The 19,646-nt window shown below is 35.6% G+C and carries 16 protein-coding genes; 5 read left to right on the forward strand and 11 right to left on the reverse strand.

Features of this window, described 5'->3' with window-relative positions; all coding sequences use genetic code 11:
• Nucleotides 1-172 precede the first annotated feature (172 nt).
• On the reverse strand, nucleotides 173-2,143 hold the full coding sequence (gene rpsA, locus ACT9TX_RS02080; RefSeq protein ID WP_481336543.1) for a 30S ribosomal protein S1: 1,971 nt from the start codon (nucleotides 2,141-2,143) through the stop codon (nucleotides 173-175).
• Between the two features lie 213 nt (nucleotides 2,144-2,356).
• Here rpsA and ACT9TX_RS02085 point away from each other — a divergent pair, with 213 nt between their 5' ends.
• Nucleotides 2,357-2,749, forward strand: coding sequence for a VOC family protein (locus ACT9TX_RS02085; RefSeq protein ID WP_481336544.1), 393 nt, complete (start codon nucleotides 2,357-2,359; stop codon nucleotides 2,747-2,749).
• Nucleotides 2,750-2,818: 69 nt separating this feature from the next.
• Entirely contained in the window at nucleotides 2,819-4,228 is a 1,410-nt protein-coding gene (locus ACT9TX_RS02090) for a hypothetical protein (RefSeq protein ID WP_481336545.1), read from the forward strand.
• On the opposite strand, the gene ACT9TX_RS02095 is transcribed toward ACT9TX_RS02090, so the two are convergent.
• From ACT9TX_RS02095 to ACT9TX_RS02130, 8 genes are all read right to left on the reverse strand, one after another.
• Nucleotides 4,211-4,501 (reverse strand): winged helix-turn-helix domain-containing protein, encoded by a 291-nt coding sequence (locus tag ACT9TX_RS02095; protein ID WP_481336546.1) that lies wholly within the window; start codon nucleotides 4,499-4,501, stop codon nucleotides 4,211-4,213. The genes ACT9TX_RS02090 and ACT9TX_RS02095 overlap by 18 nt on opposite strands.
• On the reverse strand, nucleotides 4,501-5,181 hold the full coding sequence (locus tag ACT9TX_RS02100) for a hypothetical protein (RefSeq protein WP_481336547.1): 681 nt from the start codon (nucleotides 5,179-5,181) through the stop codon (nucleotides 4,501-4,503). The genes ACT9TX_RS02095 and ACT9TX_RS02100 overlap by 1 nt, the downstream gene beginning before the upstream one ends.
• 2 nt (nucleotides 5,182-5,183) lie before the next feature.
• Nucleotides 5,184-5,795 (reverse strand): hypothetical protein, encoded by a 612-nt coding sequence (locus ACT9TX_RS02105; protein WP_481336548.1) that lies wholly within the window; start codon nucleotides 5,793-5,795, stop codon nucleotides 5,184-5,186.
• A gap of 96 nt (nucleotides 5,796-5,891) precedes the next feature.
• Nucleotides 5,892-6,554: a DUF2306 domain-containing protein gene (locus tag ACT9TX_RS02110; RefSeq protein ID WP_481336549.1), complete on the reverse strand. Its 663-nt coding sequence runs from the start codon at nucleotides 6,552-6,554 to the stop codon at nucleotides 5,892-5,894.
• 80 nt (nucleotides 6,555-6,634) lie between these two features.
• Nucleotides 6,635-7,261 (reverse strand): hypothetical protein, encoded by a 627-nt coding sequence (locus ACT9TX_RS02115; protein ID WP_481336550.1) that lies wholly within the window; start codon nucleotides 7,259-7,261, stop codon nucleotides 6,635-6,637.
• A 164-nt stretch (nucleotides 7,262-7,425) separates the two neighbouring features.
• Nucleotides 7,426-7,731: a 2TM domain-containing protein gene (locus tag ACT9TX_RS02120; protein ID WP_481336551.1), complete on the reverse strand. Its 306-nt coding sequence runs from the start codon at nucleotides 7,729-7,731 to the stop codon at nucleotides 7,426-7,428.
• Nucleotides 7,732-7,854: 123 nt separating this feature from the next.
• Nucleotides 7,855-8,124 (reverse strand): 2TM domain-containing protein, encoded by a 270-nt coding sequence (locus ACT9TX_RS02125; protein WP_481336552.1) that lies wholly within the window; start codon nucleotides 8,122-8,124, stop codon nucleotides 7,855-7,857.
• Between the two features lie 90 nt (nucleotides 8,125-8,214).
• The gene (locus tag ACT9TX_RS02130) at nucleotides 8,215-10,428 is read right to left on the reverse strand and encodes a TonB-dependent receptor (RefSeq protein WP_481336553.1); all 2,214 of its coding nucleotides are present in this window, start codon (nucleotides 10,426-10,428) and stop codon (nucleotides 8,215-8,217) included.
• A 439-nt stretch (nucleotides 10,429-10,867) separates the two neighbouring features.
• On the opposite strand from ACT9TX_RS02130, the gene ACT9TX_RS02135 reads away from it, so the two are divergent.
• Nucleotides 10,868-15,811: a PKD domain-containing protein gene (locus ACT9TX_RS02135; protein ID WP_481336554.1), complete on the forward strand. Its 4,944-nt coding sequence runs from the start codon at nucleotides 10,868-10,870 to the stop codon at nucleotides 15,809-15,811.
• 108 nt (nucleotides 15,812-15,919) lie between these two features.
• Here ACT9TX_RS02135 and ACT9TX_RS02140 read toward each other — a convergent pair whose 3' ends face one another.
• The gene (locus tag ACT9TX_RS02140; RefSeq protein ID WP_481336555.1) at nucleotides 15,920-16,660 is read right to left on the reverse strand and encodes an MBL fold metallo-hydrolase; all 741 of its coding nucleotides are present in this window, start codon (nucleotides 16,658-16,660) and stop codon (nucleotides 15,920-15,922) included.
• Nucleotides 16,661-16,758: 98 nt separating this feature from the next.
• Between ACT9TX_RS02140 and ACT9TX_RS02145 the strand changes: the two genes are divergently transcribed.
• The gene (locus ACT9TX_RS02145; RefSeq protein ID WP_481336556.1) at nucleotides 16,759-16,974 is read left to right on the forward strand and encodes a hypothetical protein; all 216 of its coding nucleotides are present in this window, start codon (nucleotides 16,759-16,761) and stop codon (nucleotides 16,972-16,974) included.
• 71 nt (nucleotides 16,975-17,045) lie between these two features.
• The gene (locus ACT9TX_RS02150; RefSeq protein WP_481336557.1) at nucleotides 17,046-18,500 is read left to right on the forward strand and encodes a hypothetical protein; all 1,455 of its coding nucleotides are present in this window, start codon (nucleotides 17,046-17,048) and stop codon (nucleotides 18,498-18,500) included.
• A 76-nt stretch (nucleotides 18,501-18,576) separates the two neighbouring features.
• On the opposite strand, the gene ACT9TX_RS02155 is transcribed toward ACT9TX_RS02150, so the two are convergent.
• Entirely contained in the window at nucleotides 18,577-19,275 is a 699-nt protein-coding gene (locus tag ACT9TX_RS02155; RefSeq protein ID WP_481336558.1) for a PQLLE family protein, read from the reverse strand.
• Nucleotides 19,276-19,646: the final 371 nt, after the last annotated feature.

The raw sequence follows: 19,646 nt of genomic DNA on the forward strand, positions 1-19,646 counted from the left end.
TGACACTGACGAGATAGAAAAAAAGGATTTTGTCTTAATGTCTAATATATTTTAGTTTATATATGTGCAAATTCCTCAAATCCTTTTTCTCCGTCTTCTATCAATCCAAAAAATAAACAGCTACCTTACTTGCGTAAGATGGCTGTTTTTATAAAAGCTAATTTGTTACTAATTATTTAGCAGCGTCTTCGCCACCTTCTAATTTCGCACGTAATTCAGCTAAAGCACCAATATCACCTAAAGTTGTTTTTTCAACTTTAGCTTGAACAGCTTTCACTGCTTTCTTAGTGTTTTCAGCTTCAGCTCTTGCTTCTTTCTTCACTGCTTCTTTTTCTTCAGCTTGAACTTGTTCCCAAACGCGGCTGTGACTTAACAAGATGCGTTTTTCGTTACGATCAAATTCAATTACCACAAATGGTAAAGTTTCTTCTGCAACTACAGTTTTACCGTCTTCTTTTGCAAGGTGACGAGCTGGTGCAAAACCTTCTAAACCGTAAGGCAATTGTACCAAAGCACCTTTATCATCTTTACGAGTTACAGTGCCTTCGTGTGTAGAACCGATTGCAAATGTATCTTCAAGAGAATTCCAAGGATCTTCTTCTAATTGTTTGTGACCTAATTGTAATTTACGATTGTCTTTATCAATACCCATGATAATGATGTCGATGTATTCACCAACTTTCACATAATCACTTGGGTGATTAAAGCGTTTCAACCAGCTTAAATCGCTGATGTGAATCATACCACCAATACCTGGCTCTAATTCAACAAAAACACCATAAGGAGTGATATTTTTCACTAAACCTTTGTGCTTGCTTTCTACTGCATATTTGTTTTCAATAGTGCTCCAAGGATCTTCAGTCATTTGTTTGATAGACAAGCTCATTTTGCGAGCATCTTTATCAAGTGTTACAACTTTAGCTTCGTATTCGTCGCTTAATTTAAAGAATTCTTTAGCATTGATAGGAGTGTTAGCCCAAGTAATTTCACTTACGTGTACTAAGCCTTCAACACCTGGTTGAATTTCTAAGAAAGCACCATAATCTTCAATATTTACAACTTTACCTTTTACAATGCTACCTTCAGCTAGGCCCTCTGGTAATACATCCCAAGGGTGTGGAGTTAATTGTTTTAAACCTAAGCTGATACGTTTTTTATCATCATCAAAGTCTAATACAACCACTTGTAATTTCTGATCCATTTTCAATACCTCACTTGGGTGAGAAATTCTACCCCATGAAATATCGGTAATGTATAGTAAACCATCTAGGCCACCAAGATCCATAAATGCACCAAAGTCAGTAATGTTTTTCACAATACCTTCTAGTACTTGGCCTTTCTCTAATTTGCTCATGATCTCAACACGTTGAGCTTCAATATCGCTTTCAATTAAGGCTTTGTGAGATACAACGGCATTCTTAATAGTCTCGTTAATCTTAACAACTTTAAATTCCATTGTTTTACCTACAAACTGATCGTAATCAGTAACTGGTTTAACGTCAATTTGGCTACCTGGTAAGAAAGTTTCCATACCAAATACATCCACAATTAAACCACCTTTAGTTTTACTAGTAACTAAACCAGTAACAACTTCGCCAGTTTTGTGAACTTCCATAATACGCTGCCAAGCACGGAAAATTCTAGCACTCTTACGGCTTAATGTAAGGTTACCGTTTTTATCTTCCTTTTCAACCACCATTACTTCTACCTCGTCACCTACTTTAAGGCCTGGGTAATCACGAAATTCATTCAATGAAATTAAACCATCACTTTTAAAACCAATGTTTACAACCACATCAGTTTTAGTAAGACCCACAACGCCACCATTAATAATCTCACCATCAGCAATTTGTACAAAAGTGTCTTCGTACACTTTATCGTACTTTAATTTTTCTTCGCTAGAGTACAAACTCACGTTACGTTTGTCAACGCTCCAGTCAAAGTCATCATGTGCAGTAGCAATAACTTCTGCTACAGGTTGGTAAGCCACAACTGGTTCAGTTGCTGCTTCTACAGTTGCTTCAGGGGCAACAGTTTCTTCTACAGGTGCGTTTGTTGTTGCAGTTGTAGCTTCTACAACCTCTTCAGGGGCTGCAACACTATCCTGTGCATCTGCATTTAATTGTTTAATGAAAAAGTTCATAAAAAATTCCGAATTTTTTTATTTCGGGCTGCAAAAGTAATTAAAAATACTTCTCAAAAGTCAACCACAGCAAGCATCTTAAAGCTTTTTTGGGGTTATCGGCTGTAGATATACTATTTATCTCCGTTGCGTCGCACATTTGTACGTTCTGTTCGCTGCGCAGCTTTGCCCATGTTGTGCACTTTTTCGCCTTATTTTTATAATAATTTTTACATGAAACAGCGCCTAGCACATATTGCCCTTGTAGTAGCAGATTACGATGAAGCCATTGCATTTTATACCCAAAAACTACAGTTTACTTTGGTAGAAGATACCCAACTAAGCGATACCAAAAGGTGGGTATTAATAGCCCCAAAAGGTTCGCAAAATGCTTGTAACATCTTACTAGCCAAAGCGGTAGGTGATGAGCAAATAAGTAGGGTAGGTAACCAAACAGGTGGTAGGGTATTTTTATTTTTATATACCGATGATTTTTGGCGAGACTACCACCAAATGCAAGCAGATGGTATTGCGTTTGCAAGAGAACCATCAAAAGAAGCGTATGGTACCGTAGCCGTATTTAAAGATTTGTTTGGCAATTTGTGGGATTTAATTCAGCCGAATTAACATAACCTCAGCAGTAGCTAAATTATCTTTTGCCTATATCTTCACATCTTTAACCAAGCAAAAGCATACATGACGCTTTCTCCCAAACAAGAAAATTATCTGCTTATCGGCATCATGTTGTTGGCGGCAGTTTTTATGGGCTTGTGTATACAAGATGGCCACAATTGGGGTGATGATTTTGCCTTATATATTGAGCAAGCAAAGGCGCTTACAAATGGCACTATTAGAAGCTTGTATGCTAGCAACAAATTTGCTATGCAGCATTCTTCAGAGTTGGTAGGGCCTTATTTGTATCCAAATGGTTTTCCATTGTTGTTAAGCCCAATTTATTATTGCTTTGGTGTACATTTTATAGCTATGAAGGTTTTTTGTAGTCTATTTTTTGTTGCAGCAATACCAATTGTGTACAAGCTGTTGCAGCCATATTTTACCAATAGTATTTATCCATTTTTTATTATTCTAGCTTTTGTTTTTCATTTCAGCTTTGTTTCATTTTCTGATGAAATTTTATCTGATTTTCCTTTTTTTTTCTTCAGTTTTTTGAGTTTGTTGCTGATGAAAAAAAGTAATAATGCACTCAATCAAGTCATCATTGGCTTGTGTATTTTCTTCACTTATTTTACAAGAGATATAGGTATTGTACTATTGCCTACTCTTTTGGTATATCAAGTACATACAGTTAGGTTTAAAAATTTTTGGCAAAAAAGTAACTTTCAATATGCCATTCCTTACCTCATATTTTGTTTGTTATTTGTTTTGGTAAATATTGTTTTACCTAAAGGTGGCGAGAATCATTTTGAGTTGCTGTTTAGTAAAGTATCTATACAAAGTATTATTTCTAATCTATTGTATTATGCGCATTTGCTAGCCATTTATTTCTTCTTTAAAAATTATTGGTTGTTTGTACCTGTATTATTGGTAGTGTTAGCTGGGCTGTTTTCAATTTGGAAGCAAGCAAAGACTTTTATCGTATATACTGGCTTTTTCAGTGTGGTTTTAATCGTTTGGCCTGGGGTTCAAGGTATAAGATTTCTGTTTCCGTTAATACCTTTTGTGTTGTTCTTTTTATTAAAAGGTGCGTTGTATTTATCTGCTAAATTCAAGATTAACGTAAAATATTTACATGTAATACTCTTGTTGTTTGTGCTTCGAACAACTTTATACACTATTAAGCAAACGGTATTAGTGAAGCAAGAAAGTAGTAATCACGCTTATACAGAAGAGATGCAAGACATTTATCAATTTATAGCTAAGAATATTCCTGAGCATGAAATTATTGGCTTTTTAAAACCAAGAGCGTTAAGGCTTTTTGATGGTAGAAATACCATAAAAACTGACCAAGCAAATTTTGGTAAATCGGTTGCCAATTATTTATTAATTGATAAAAAAGAGGTAGATAGTAGCATTATTAAGTATCGCAAGCGCTACGAAACAGCTAATTATATTTTAGTTGTAAAATACTTAATTCTTAGGCACTAAATATTCTTGCAAAGCCTTGACATAAGCTTCAAAAGCGGCTATACCTACAGGCGTTATTTTGCAAGTAGTTTGCGGATAATTATTTACAAATTGCTTTGTCACTTCTACATAGCCTACATCTTTAAGCTTTTGTATTTGTACAGATAAATTGCCAGCGGTAGCGTTGGTTTTATCTTTTATAAAAGTAAACTCAGCCTCTTTTACACCTATCAGTAAGCTCATAACTGCTAGGCGTAATTGCGAATGTAATATGGGATCAAGTTCTTTAAACATTAGCAGCTTTTTCCTTTTTTGTAACGATTACGTAAAATCAATCCAGGAATTAACCAGTTGCCTACACCTGCCAAACCTGCCAGTAAATTATCGTACATGGTAGATGTGTACAACGAAATGAAAAAGAAAATATAGCAAGCTATTGCACCATAAATCATAGGCTTAAAACGGCGAGCCAAACCAGTAACAAGCGTAGGAAAAGCGTATAAAATCATCAGTAACGAACTGCCGCTTAAAGCAAAAGCTCTAAAAGGTTCTACCACACCATTTGCATTTTTTTGAAACAAACTCACACCACTTTGTGCAAATAAATTGGCAGAGCTGTAAGGTATAATATTGATGTAAGCAATCATGGCAAAAACACTAATACCATAAACCGTCCACACTGCATCCATGGCCATTTGCATATCAGAACGCACAACACGGTTTCTACTTTCTCTAATACTAATGAAAATTTGTGGCACTAATGCTACAAGCGTTAAAATCCAAACGTCAAAGTGAATACTAAAATTAAAATATTGCTCAGCAAAATGTACTAATCCACAAAAGCCCACCACGCTGCCCCACAAAATAGCACTTGTACCATCTTCATGAAAGTGGCTAGCCTTTGCTTTAGCAATCATATCGGTTATTAGGCGCAGGCTTTCCTGTTCGTTCATTGGTGTTTCTTCGTTCATCATAATTAGTTCGTTTGTAAGTATTTTTTACGCATTAAATAGCCAGGAACAATCCATGCCACCAGCATTGCAGCCGGTATAAATAGCAATTGATAATCGTAAGGCACTTTGGTTAGACTTGTACTTGCTACAAAACTGATTATCCAACAACCAATACCACCAATTGTTAAAGGTTTAAACCGCAACAATATACCAGAAAGAAATACTGGTATTCCATACAATACAATAATACAGGGTGTAAACAATATGTAATATTGGCTAAACATACCCTGAGTGTTAGTAATGGCATAGCCTATCAAAAACATCGCAGTTACAAAGCTTATCCATACAAAACCAATCACTTCGTCGTAATACGTTTTTACAGTTCTTTCTTTTTGTTTACGCTTTAAATACACTACTTGATAAATCACTACCACCCAAGTAATCATCCAAATTCTATAATGGTCTTGGTATTGAAAAAAATGTAACAACACAAACTGTAAAATGCCACACACAAAAACTGTCCAGCCCCAAAGCAGGTACAAATGCCCATTTTCAGCAAACTTATTTTGCGCTTTTTGTATCATGCTTTCAATTAGTGCCAAGCTTTCTTGAGGCGAAAAATTGTTGTTTTCCATGTTCTTTATTTTTTGTTAACCAGCAGCATTGCTACTATTAAGCTTTCGTTGAAAGTTTATACTGAGTTTACGAAGTACCTGCTTGTAGGCTTTGCACTACTTTAGGCTTTTAGGTGCATATTGTTTTAAAAACTTCGCAATTAGAACAAAGCCAACAACAGTAGGCAATAACCACAAAATCCATTGTTGTTGAATGTGTACGTTTACTACCAAAAAAGCTGTGTAAGTGGCAACTAAGCCACCCATCATTCTTGTAATATGGTTAGCCATCCAATGTGTTTTTAGTGGCTTTTTACCACTTAGCAAGCCATAATCTAATCTTGCATAATTAATACAAATACCACCAAATGCAGCCGGTACAATGCTAAACGTGTTGCCGTTTTTCAATCCTATAAAAGCCAATACAATTAAAAACACACCAAATACAATAGCAAAAAGCGTAATGGCATAATCAATTACCCCAATTGGAAAATCAGTTGTTTTTAATTGGCGCTTCAAATGTATCATTCTGTAACCACTCGTTATCATGTACAGCGTAAAGCCACCCACAGCAAATAAAAACAGGTTGTGGTGATTAGGCAACCAGCTAATAACTAACGCAGCCAAAGATGCTAGCAGCATACCATAAAAATATAGCTTGCCGCTACTATTGTGCAACTTACTGCCCTTTTTTACCGATGCAGCTACTGCACCAGTAATTAAACCAGTAGTGCCACCAGCTACATGTAGGCTTATGAGAATTGTAAAAAGTGAAGGCATAGCTATGATTTATGATTGCTGATTTAGGATTTATGATTTTAAACCTTCCAAGTCTGTGAGACTTGGAAGGTTTAGAGATCTTAGTTACAAGCAGCTAATTGTTTTGCCGCTTCTTCAGCACCCCATGTTGGGTGAAACGGTGTAGCAGGTTTGTAGGTTTTAAATAACTCTACAGACTTTGCGAACAAAGGTTTTGCAACTGCTTTACCACCACCAAATGCTTCTGGTGTATTAAATTTTGTCATACCTTCTAAGTAGTAAATTCTTGGGTTTGTTGCATCTACTTTTTTGGCATTTTCTAATGCAGCAGTTGCAGCAGCACCATAAGTTTGCCAGCGGTTCATTGCATCTACCATCATTTGTAACACTGCAACTTGTTGTTCTAGGCAATATAGGTCGGCAGTTTTTTCTATCGCCATACCTTTAGATACTAATACTTTACAAGCTTCGCCTACTTTGTCTTTGTCGGCTTTTGGGTCAGCCCAAGCACTTTGATACAAGCTTAATGCTGCATAATAATAAGGTAACCATTGTGTTTTTTCTGCATCGCCTATGCGCTCAAAAAATGCAGATGTTTCTACTAATGAAGGTGCGGTTTTAGCTTCTTTCATCATGCCTAAACCTTTTGCCATACCTGCTTCAAATTTACCTTGTGCGCTTACTAAAGTTGCCATAAAAAGGCTTGCGATAACTAATAATTGTTTCATGGTGTTTAATTTTTGCCCTCAATCCCTAAAGGGAAGATTTGTGAAGGAGTGATTAAAAATTTTGTTATTTAATTTTTTCTTTTTTGCCGCAGCGTTAAAAGAAGTTGCCACAGTGATTCTCTAGTTTTTCTATATGCCTATGATTCTATGTGGTGAATTTTTATTTATTGTTTATTTTTTAATTTTTGGTACTCGTTTTCAATAGATTCTTTGGTATTAAAAACATAGGCTTTTACAAATTTTACAGCCAAACCAAAGCCCCAAAACAAAGTAACCCAAGCCGGCCAAGGTATGTGAAAGCGCCATCGCATGTCTTCATCAAATATGAAGTATCTACCATGGTGGCTGCCTTCGGTAAAATACCAAATACACCATAAAAAAGGGATGACGATACAAAAACTAATAAGGCTTTTCTTAAACTTAGCTCTGTCTTTTGCTATTTCCCAAAGTGGGTCGTTTATTGGTTCCATAATTATTGCCCCCAGCCCCTAAAGGGGTGTTTTAAATTGATTTAATGATAGCTGATTTTTGGTACACATTAATTGCATTGCACGGTATTATGAATCATTTTCTATGTGCCTATGTGGTGAAAACTATTTATTTTGATTTTTCAAGCGTTCGTATTCACTTTCTGTACTAAATATTTTATCGCCATGGTAGGCATGAAAATATTGAAAAGCCAAACCAACACCCCAACCTAATGCTGGCCAAATAGGCCAATAATAACTATATGAGCCACTAGAGAAATACCAAATGGCATTCAACATTAGGTTTACAATTAAGTAACTAGCAAGGCTGCTTTTAAAGGCTACACGAGCTTTGGCAGTTTTCCAAAGTTGTTCGTCTCTTTGTTCGTTTGTCATGGTAAGTTGTGATTTATATGATTTGAATGAAATAATGATTACCTGTTTAGAATTTGAATAACTAAACTTATAAACTTCTTAAACGTTAAACTATAAATTGTTGTTAATGGCATCTTGTCGTTTATCAACACCCCAACTTAAAAACAAACCAATAAAGTAAAACTGAGGTGCCGGTGGTCTTATGGCTTCTTTATAAGTAGCATTGTAATTGTAGTTGTAACCATAAATCTGGTCGGTGTTAAGTACATTGGTTACACTAGCCACAACCACAGCGTAAGCCTTACCTAGCTTGGTTAAATAGTTTAAGCTAAAGCCAAGGTTATTGTAATCTTTCGTTTTGCCCTGATCTCTTATATCGTATTTACTGCCATTGGCTACAAAGTTGTAGTAAGGCCGGCCTGTTGCATAACTATACGTAAAGTTGAAGCCTGTATTTATTTTGGTAATAAATTTCTTAACTACTAATGATGCTGTGTGACTAGCGGCAAATGTTGGTTGCAGCTCGCTAGGGTAGTTGTTAAACTGACGTTTGGTATCTAAAAACGAGTAGCTTAACCAATAGTCTAAACCTGAAAATGTTTTTTTATCTCTCCAAAAAATCTCTAAGCCTTGTGCGTAGCCATCACCATTATTATTGTAAATATTACTTGGTGGTGTAACAATTAAGTTGTGGTATTTTTTGTAAAAAGCTTCTGCTCTAAACGTTTGTAAGGCATTGGTTTTAATATAATTTACTAAATAGTGCGTTGCTTTTACATAGCCTAAATTAGTAGGGTTACTGTACAAGTAATTGTTCTCAGGTTTTTGATAAAATTCACCATATACCAAACTCATTTGAGCGCCTGGGCTAGTTTTATAAGCAAGCGAAATACGCGGTGCAATATTGGCTTTGTTAATGATAGAAGAGTGTTCGAATCTAGCACCCACTTTTGCTGCTAAATCATTGGTGATATACAAATCTGCTTCGCTAAACAATGCTGCAAAATTGTCTTTCAATGTATAAGTGGCGTTATTGAAAATAGTATTTGTGTAGTTGTACCAATATTCACCACCAAAGTTTACAACGCTAATGCCAGAAATACGCTTAGTTAATACCGTTCTTATCTGCGTTAAATCTTGACGACTATTGGTACTAAAGTTTTTGTTATCGATCCAGCTATAACCAGTAGTTACAGGTGTGTTGCTGGCGTTTTGTATTTGTTGGTATAATTCATCTCTATTAGTGCTGAAACTAAAGCCAGTATTAATCTTCCAGCCTTTACCTAAATTTTCTTTCCAGCTAATATTGTTGTAAAAATTGTGGTTTTTAATGCTAAATGCATCTTTCAATGTCAAGCTATCAATATCTGGTCTTCTCAAGCCAATATTGCTGGCAGCATAGCTAGTATAAAACTTTATCATGCCGCCTTTAGTCTTTATTCTAAAATTAGCATCTGTACTATGAAATTCTGGTATGTGAAAATAGTCGGGCTTTTGTTTTACAATGGCAAAATAGGCGGCTAAATTGGTGTAGTTATAGTTTACGCCCCAAGACGATTTTTTATTTTTTGCTAATTCTTGTAAACCTGCACCAAATACCACAGTGCTGATAGAAGCTGTTGCTTGTGATTGGTCTGGCAAATCAATACTTTCTAAAATTAATGCAGATGATAATGCCTGACCATACAAAGCTGAATAACCACCTGTGCTAAATACAGTGCCTTTAAATAAAAATGGTGAAAAACGACCACGGCTTGCAATGTCTGGTACACTGGCATTAAAAGGATTGTTTACTACTGTGCCATCAATAAATTGTTTGGTTTCATAAGCTGTACCACCACGTACAAATAAGCCTTCTTGCTCGCTTACTTGTTGTGCACCTGGTAGTGTTTTTACCGAAGCCACAATATCTGCATTACCACCACCTGTTGTTAATACATCAAGTGTACTTAAAACGGTAGCGGCTTTCTTGCGATCACCTGCTTCAAAGCTACCCGCAGTTACGGTTACAGCTTTTAGCTCAGTCACTTCTTCTTTTAAATTAAAATTGGTAACTATTGCTTCGCTACCTATAACGATTGTGTTTTCTACAGTTTTATAGCCCACAGATTTTGCAACAACTACTTGGTTACCTTTTTCAAATGTTTTAAAAGAATAATTACCTGCACTGTCAGAAACGCCACCGTCATAGCTGTCTTTTACTACCACAGTAGCGCCAGCAATAATTCTGCCTTTGGTATCTTTTACACTACCGCTAATTTTTATTTGTGCTTGTGTGGTAGCGCTTGCAAGCATCATTGTTAGAAAAATTATTAACTTATTCATAGCTGTTATTTTAGTTTGATAATGCGAATGTAGAGTAGTTTATTTTATAAACCAAATTATTTTGTAAAATTTATTTTTTAAGATGCACAACTTTTTAAAAGCCTCTATTTATTATCTAATGAAAGTTAAGTTTAAGTTGATTTTTTTAAGGTAATACTGTTATACATTTACTGCAACGATTGTTTTAACAAGTACAAATAAATTTGCCATTCACATGAAAGAATTACTCTCTTGAGTGATAATTACTACAGGTATTTGTAGTACTTAGTTCAACTGTATCTAGTTATCTCGCTGCAAAATTTCAGTCTAAGATTGCCTTGCTTTACAGCTTTTAGAAATAACTATTTATTAGGAATAACCAAGAATTTTTTCCTTGAGGCATCCAATGTATTAGTTCTTTCGTTCTCAAGATTCTTACGGTATCTAACCCCAATGCCTAATGAAAAAAGCCCTTTATACCCTATTTATTTGTTTATTATTCAGTTCTGCCAAATCGCAATTAATAGCAGATTTTAGAACGCTGAATGGTACAACAGGTGGTTGTTCGCCTTTTTCTGTTACTTTTCAAAATACCACTAAAGGTGCTAGTGCTAATGCCACTTACCAGTGGGATTTGGGTAATGGAAATTCCTCTACTTTACAAAATCCTGGGGCTACCTACGCTATAGAAAAAACCTACACTGTTGTACTTACTGTTACAGATAATGGCAACACATCTACAAAGCGATTAGATATAACTGTCTATAAAAAACCAAATGCTAATTTTTTAATAAAAGATATCAAAGGATGCTATCCCTTTTCTACTGTATTTACTAGTGAGTCAACTTCAGGTGAAGGAGTTATTAAAGATTATTTTTGGGATTTTGGCGATGGGGGCATCGTAAGATTATCTGATTCTATTACGAGTCATGTGTTCTTAACTTCTATAAATTCTAAGATTGTTTTAGTGGTTACTAATAGCTTCGGTTGTCAAGCATCTGCTTCTAAAGATACTTCCATTACTGTAAACCAGCCGCCTGTTGCGGCATTCAAGGTATCTGATACCGCATTGTGCAAGCTGCCTGATAGTGTAATATTTACCAATAATACAGTGGACCCAGGAAATATTACTTACAAATGGGATTTTGGCGATAGCACTTTTGCCACTACCTACAATGCATCGCATGTGTATATTACAAAAGGGCAGTACAACGTAACCTTAACTGCTACTAACGATTTAGGTGTTGGTTGCGTGAGTATTGCTAAACAAGTAACACCAATTTCGGCAGCTTTTTTTAATTCCAATTTTTTAGCGCCTGCAATTTATTGTAGTAACAATGCGGTGAATTTTAAAGCTGCTAATCTTATTACTGCATCTAACACGCAATGGCAGTTTAGCGATGATGGATTTAGTAAAACATTTACAGGAAATAACATCAATAAAACCTTTGCCAATGCAGGTTCTACCGTTGTACGTATGATTAATACTTATGGTAAATGCATTGATACTATTCAGAAAGCTATTAAGGTAAATGCTTCACCAAACTTGACAGGTTTTGTAATTAATCACAGTGTGGTTTGTAGTGTGCCAGTTAGTGTGACGTTTAAAGACACAGCAGCACAAGCGGTAAAATGGTTATGGCAATTAAATGGTAGCAATGCTACCATCGATTCTACAAAAAGCGTTACTACTATTTATCAAAATGAAGGTAATTATGTGGCGCAGTTAAAAGTAATAGACAGCATTGGTTGTTTCGATACGATTAGTAAACCTTTTTCGTTGCAAATACCTAAATATCCAATCTCAGATATTGCAACAACAAGCCCAACTGGCGTAACAGGTTGCCCTGGTTTTACGGTAACTTTTGGTGCTACACCTGCAAGTGACATAGTCAATTTTAAATGGGATTTTGGTGATGGTTCTGCTATTGATACAACTGCTAATCCTAGCCATACTTACACCAAAGAGGGTGTGAGTAAAGTAACGCTTAGTTATGTTACAAAAGATGGCTGTACTGGTGTTTCTAGCTTTATAAAAGATGTGATTGTATACAGAAAACCTGTGGTTGATTTTAGTGTTTCTGATACGGTAATTTGTGGTAGCAATCCTTTTACTTTAACAGATAAATCGTCTTCACCAGCTACAGCATGGGATTGGTATTTTGGTGATGGCTCTCATTCATATGGAACAAGTCAAACGGTCATTCATAAATACTACGATTCTGGTTATTACAACATAAAATTGGTTACGTATAACAACACTTGTAGTGATAGTTTAGAAAAGAAAAAGTATGTGTATGTATTGCCACTATTTGCAGATATCACCAACATCATTAACACCTGTAATGGCCTAAGAGATAGTGTTTGGTTTGTGCCAAAATATCGTTTTGTAGATAGTGTTACTTGGCGTTTTGGTGATGGTGATTCTTTAGTTTCTAATCCTACAGTAGACACACTGTTACATCAGTATAAAAAAACTGGCCAGTACATTGTCGGCATCACTATTAGTAATAATTACTGTGCTTTGCGAGATTCAACATTGGCTTATATTTTATTAAAACAATCGCCTTCATTAACAGCTAATGCAGATACTATTTGCTTAAGTGATACACTGAAAATATTGGTAAATAATATTGAGAATAACCCCGATGCAGGTCAGTTTTATAATCTGTTTAAATGGCAGTTTGGTGATGGTTCACTTTTTACAGGAAATAGTACTACGCATCCACCTATTTTTACATTTGGCAATAGCTTCTCTGATATATTATGGAACTTGAAAAATGGTGTACAAACCATTAAAGCTATTATCCAATCGGCACGTTTTGGCTGTTACGATACTACCAATTTGCTTACAGTAACTACTAAAGGGCCAACAGCAGCCTTTTTTACCACCAATAAAGAAACCTGCTTTAAGTTACCAGTTGTTTTTAGCGACACATCTGCTACTGGTTTTAATGCACCAATTGCAACAAGGGCTTGGACTTTTGGTGATGGCACAACGGCTGTAAAAATAGACTCTGCAAGCTTTACGCATTTATATACTGCACCTGCAAGCTACAATGTGCAACTAAAAGTAACTGATGCTGAAGGTTGTTTTAGCGTTGCTACAAATACCGCAACACCTATTCAAATTTTAGGGCCAAAAGCTGATTTTAATTGGAATGCCAATCCTATTTTAACTGGCATCACCGTTACATTTACCAATACTACTAACAGCTTTGGTAGTACCACAAATTATCAATGGCATTTTAGTAATAGTGGTTTAAATTCAACTGCCTTTGGGCCTATCAATCAATCATATGCTAATAATGCAACCGTAGATACAGTAAGGCTTATAGCTACCAATACGGCTATTCAGTGCACAGATACTTTGGTGCAAATTATTCCTGTAAAAAGACTAGGTGTACAGTTTATTTATACTACTTCTTATGTTAATCAATCAAATTGCCCGCCACTAGTAGTTAGCTTTAAAACAATCCTCCAACGTGTAAATACCATTAGTTGGAATTTTGGTGACGGTACAACTGCTGGTAATATTTTAGCACCAATACACACTTATACAAAGCCTGGTGTGTACACTATTACCTTATATGGTTATGGTAATAACAATTTGATTGATTCTGTTTCTGATGTGATTGTTGTAAAAGGGCCTTATGCTTCTTTAACTTCTAATGCTGTTATTAGTTGCTTGCCATTTACTGTTACGCTTACTGCACATACTGTAAATGCGGCAAGTTTTATTTGGGATTTTGGTGATGGTAGTTTATCATCTGTTCAAGATACCATTGCATCGCACCAATACTTAACACCAGGTATTTATCAGCCAGCATTAATTATGAAAGATAGCGCAGGTTGTAGTGCTGCATTTAGCTTGCCTACCACTATTTTGGTAGATTCTTTAAAACTTGGTATCACACCTTCACCAATGGCTATTTGTAAGGCTGGTGTTATCAATTTTACCAATAAAATAACGAGTGTTTCTGATAGTTTAAATCCTGCTTCTACCAAGTATCATTGGGTATTTGGTACAGGTAATGCAACTGATACAAGCAACAATGCAAGTACATTATTCAATTATACCAAAGTGGGTAAATATCCTGTAAGCCTGCAAGTTTCAACGGCTTCTGGTTGTAGTAAAACGGTAGTAGATACAATAGAAATAAAACCTGTGGCTGTTACTACCATTACATCACCTGCAAGTATTTGTGAGCATGATGTAGCAACGTTTACAGCAACATCTACTATTACTAGTAATGTTACTTATCAATGGAATTTTGGTAACGGTAACACATCTACATTGCTCAATCCATCAGCACAAAACTATGTATCTGCTACAGCACCTTATAATGTGTCATTAATAAGCACTTACAATGGCTGTAACGATACTACCAACACTATCATTAAAGTATTGCACAATCCTGTTGTAAACTTACTACCAAAGCTCACCAATATTTGCTTGGGCGATTCATTATTACTCACGGCTCATGATGGTACTATTTACCAATGGCAAACCAACGCACCATCTGCTAGTAATACGTTTATGGCTAAGCCTAAAATTGATACTAAGTACGTTGTTACAGTTACCAATGCGGCAGGCTGTTCTAGTATTGATTCTGTTGCTATTACAGTATCTCAGCCATTTAAAGTAAGCGTATCGCCTGATGTGATTTTATGCCTTGGTAGCACCACCAAATTACAAGCAAGCGGTGCTGATAATTACCAATGGATTAATAATACTACGGGCTTATCAGCAACTAATATTGCCAATCCTTCAGCGAACCCAATTGTTACTACCAAATACACAGTTGTTGGTTACGATAATGCAGGTTGTTTTAAAGATATCAATAGCATCAATGTTACGTTAGCACCTTTGCCTACGGTAAATGCAGGGCCAGATTTATTAGTAGGTACAGGTACTTCTGCCAACTTAAATGGTACTGGTAGTAGCGATGTTGTAAGTTGGTTATGGTCACCAGCAAAATACCTAAACTGCACTACTTGTCAGGCTACTACTAGTACACCACGTAGCGATATAACGTACATACTTACAGCCACTACACAATATGGTTGTAAGGCTTCAGACTCAATGAATATCAAACTGAGTTGTATTCAAGGCAACTTGTTTATACCATCAGGATTTACACCTAATAACGATCCATTGAATAGTGTGTTCTATCCATTGGGTAGAGGTATTAAAAACGTGAGATACTTCACCATTTACAATAGAGCAGGTGAGAAAATATTTGAACGTCAAAACTTTAATGTAAACGATAAATCTGCTGGCTGGAACGGCAAGTTTAAAGGCAATGAAGCAGCTTCAGGTGTGTATGTATATGTGATAGAAGTTGAGTGCGATACTGGCGATATTTTCTCAGAAAAAGGTACTGTTACTTTAATACGATAGAATTAAAATTGCCCGCTGATAAAGCAAATTCTCGCAGATAAAAGCTTGAATTACATCTGCGCTATCGGCGAAATCTGCGGGCAAAATTATTTGTGCGAAACAAATCCCTTACAGCGCAGGATATACAGGTGTTTTAATGTCGTGGTAAAACAAAAATGTCCAATCATCAGCTACACCTTCTTCCCACCATTGCTGCCTTAGCTGCATACATTTTTTACCATCATAATCGTACTTGGCTACAAACTTACTTTTCATCTGCTGCAATTGCGGTGCATCATCACCACCAAAAAACAATACTTCACCATCTTTTTTTAGCCAAAAAACTTGGTGATAGGGGCTATGCGCACCAGTAATTTGATGCGTAATAAAACCATCAATCACGCCATCACCATCTAGCCAATGCACTTGTGGATTATTTTCTAAAACACCAATTTCTTCGCTCATAAAGCTAGGAAAACCTGTTTCCATAGCATACGCAAACTCTTTGCGTTGCACATAGTAAGTAGCATTAGGAAACGACAAATGGTAATTGCCAAAACTGTCCCTTTTGCTAAGGCCGCCTGCATGGTCTTTGTGTAAATGGCTCATCAACACTTTGGTAACCGCATTAGTGTCTATACCATTGGCTAATAAGTTTTGGTGTATTTGTAATTGGCCATTAACGCTAAAGCCAAGCCCTGTATCTATTAGGTAAATATCATTATCGGTAACTATGGCAAATGGTTGAACCTCTACAAGCAAGCTACCAATAGGGCGCTGTTGCAAATCATCTGCCTCTAAATTAAAAGGAACAAAAATTTTGGTTTTATCTATCGTAAACGAACCTTCTGAAAGGGGTATTATTTTCATGCTGCGAACTTACAACAGGAACTATAAAGCTGCGACTAATTGTAGAATTTTAATTGACGCATTTATCAATGATACATTAAAAGCAATAGTTTTAAATTATGGAAGCAATAAGACAATTTGTGAAACCTACTAATGGCAGTATTACTATCAATTTGCCACACCAATATGCTAATACAGTTTTAGAAGTAATTATCTTACCTGTATCTGATACAAATACTTTTAAAAATGAAAAGTTGTATGATTTCTCTGATGTGATAGGTAAACTAGAATGGCAAGGTGATGCTTTAGCAGAACAAAAAAGATTGAGAGATTAGTGGCAAAAGTTTTTTGGTTACAAAAGCTTTTGTATTAGTTAAAACCTAACCTGTAAATAGCATTTTTATCTATGAATAATCATTTCATACCTCATTTAGAATGGGAAGCAATTAAATTTCCGCTGGAGCTAGTTGATTTACAATTTGAAAATCAAACTTTTAATCTATCGAATAAAGTACACATCCAAGTTGATAGGACTAAAGACTATAATTTTTTAGTCGTAATGACAGGATGGTTTGAAAATCCCAAGTTATTTGAATCCGATAATTTCTTAGATCTTAGTAAGATAATTAAAGGACAAAAAATCACTGGGAAAGATGAAAACGGTAATGAAGTGATATTGAATGAATGTTTCGTTAATACTTGGAGTACTTCATCTAATAATTTTGACGGCATAGAATATTATTTCACAGCAAATATTCTTATCGCCAGTTTAAACATAGTTTTTACAGACAATACTAAAGCGATTAAAAATTACGATTGGTTTATTTGTGGGAAAACAACTATTCATTTTAGTAATGTCACAATTCGAACATCGGGTAATTTTCCTACGAAAATTCGTAGAGGTGTTGATGTCTATGACGAAAACTTACTTAGAATAAAAGGCAATTATTCTAGAGATTTTATTAAAGTGTTAATTGACAGTGAATTAATTATTGTTGCTAAGGTGCCTGATGAATTTATGACAAAACAAATGCGAGGGATTTGTTTTGAATACTCGCCAATAATATCGTCTGAGTTGATTGAAGATTTAAAGGATTTTCTTTCCTTCATTTTGGGTACACAATTGATTTCTATTGGCTCTAGTAAAATTGATGAAAACAATTTTTTGCTTGAAAGTCATTTAAAAAGAGTCTCTTTATTAAACTTGGAAGATCATTCGCAAAGAGTTTTTCCACCTATACATTTTAATGTGCAATATGATTGGGGCAATTTAGAATGGTTAGTTGAAAACCTATTTCCTAGATACAGGTATAATAGGAATGATTTACAGCTAGATCAAGTTTTAGCTAGATATTTTATCGCTTTAAAAACGCCCATAGGTGCAAACCTTCCAATACTTGCAAATGCAATTGAAATATTAGCTGCGAATTATCTAAAATTAAACGGGGATATTGATTTGGCATACTTAGAAAATAGCAAATTTCTATCTTTAATAGAAGACGAACTTAAAAGCTTAGAAGTAAAATTGAAGCCATTTGAAGGATGCGACATTATGCTGAGAAAAATCAAAAGTATCAATCAAAGAAATCCTTCTGAAAAAATTAATTTCTTTCTTTCTTTAATTGATATTAAAATCGGTAAATCGGAAAAAGATGCATTAGCCTTAAGAAATAAAATGGTACATAGTGTGCGGAACTATTCTGAAGAAAAAAATGCTTTAAACGATGTGTTTCTTACTCGGGTTTATCAAGTATTATTTAATAGAATTTTTCTAAAAATACTTGGCTATAATGATTTTTACATCGATTACAGTTTGAAAGATGTACTTGCAAAGCACATTAGCTTAAGTGCAGGAGTCTAAAACTTAAATCTTCATCATTTAAAACAAAACACCGCCGAAGCATCACTACTTCGGCGGTGTCATTTGCTCAAAGTTCCTATTCCTCTACATACCCCAATTTCTCTCTGTATTGTGGGTGTTTTCTCAAAGCAATAATAGCAGTGGCTTTAAACTCACTCATCCATGCTGCTAGTTCATCGTGTAGGTCGTCTCTCTCTTTGGTGGCTCTTTGTGCTTCGCCAGTTTCTTTTTCTTGTTTATAAGCTAGTGCATCTAAAGCTGTAAAGGCGGCTTGCTGTGCTAGCAATTCAGCTTCTGTAATACCCTTGGTAGCTAGCCCAGCTTTGTAGTCATCACTTTTTAATGCATTGTTATAAAACAGTAAACCTTGGCTGCTGTAACCAGATGCACTTTGCTTTCTATCGCCAGATAAACCCATAGCTGTTTTAGCAGCAACATCGTTTTTAAATACCAACCTAGCCAACCCTAAATGATCCATATAATCCTCATGTATGTCATCTTCTGCATTGTTATAATCTTCTGTAGCCTTATACTGTTCACCATATTCATTCTTCTGTTTCTCATCTAGCGAGGCTAGCAATTCAATTTTTGCAAGCTTGTCAGCTATTATTGCTTCTGTATAGCCACGCTTTTTTAGCAGTGGTAAAATGTCGGGGTCACTAGCATTGGTAAGTGCTGTTTTACTTTGCCTTCCAAATTCTGCTAAGTCAATGTAAGGTGTTTTACTACGCTTTTTGGTAGTAGCGTTTGGTGTTGTGTTGTTTGCTTCTGCCATAGTATTAAATATTTTTTGTACTAGCAAATTACTAAGTACCATTTAAAACTGCAACAGTATACAAGATACTGTGTATATCTTTTGAGTAAATGTGGATTATTGTAATATAACCCTATGAAAAATGCCCAAAACCGCGTACAGATGCCCAAAAACGCATACGGATATGCAAAACCGCACCCGAAAATGATAGAAACGCAGCAGAAAATGGGTAAACCGCAATAGAAAATAGTTGAACCGCATACAGAAATCATACAACCGCAGCAGAAAATCACTAAACCGCACGAGAAAGTGATACAACCGCTACTTGAAACCACTGAACCGCAACAGAAAATGGATAAACCGTAACCGTCTATGTCCTAATTCCCCCTTTG

The organism is Parasediminibacterium sp. HNIBRBA5674 (genome assembly GCF_056745525.1).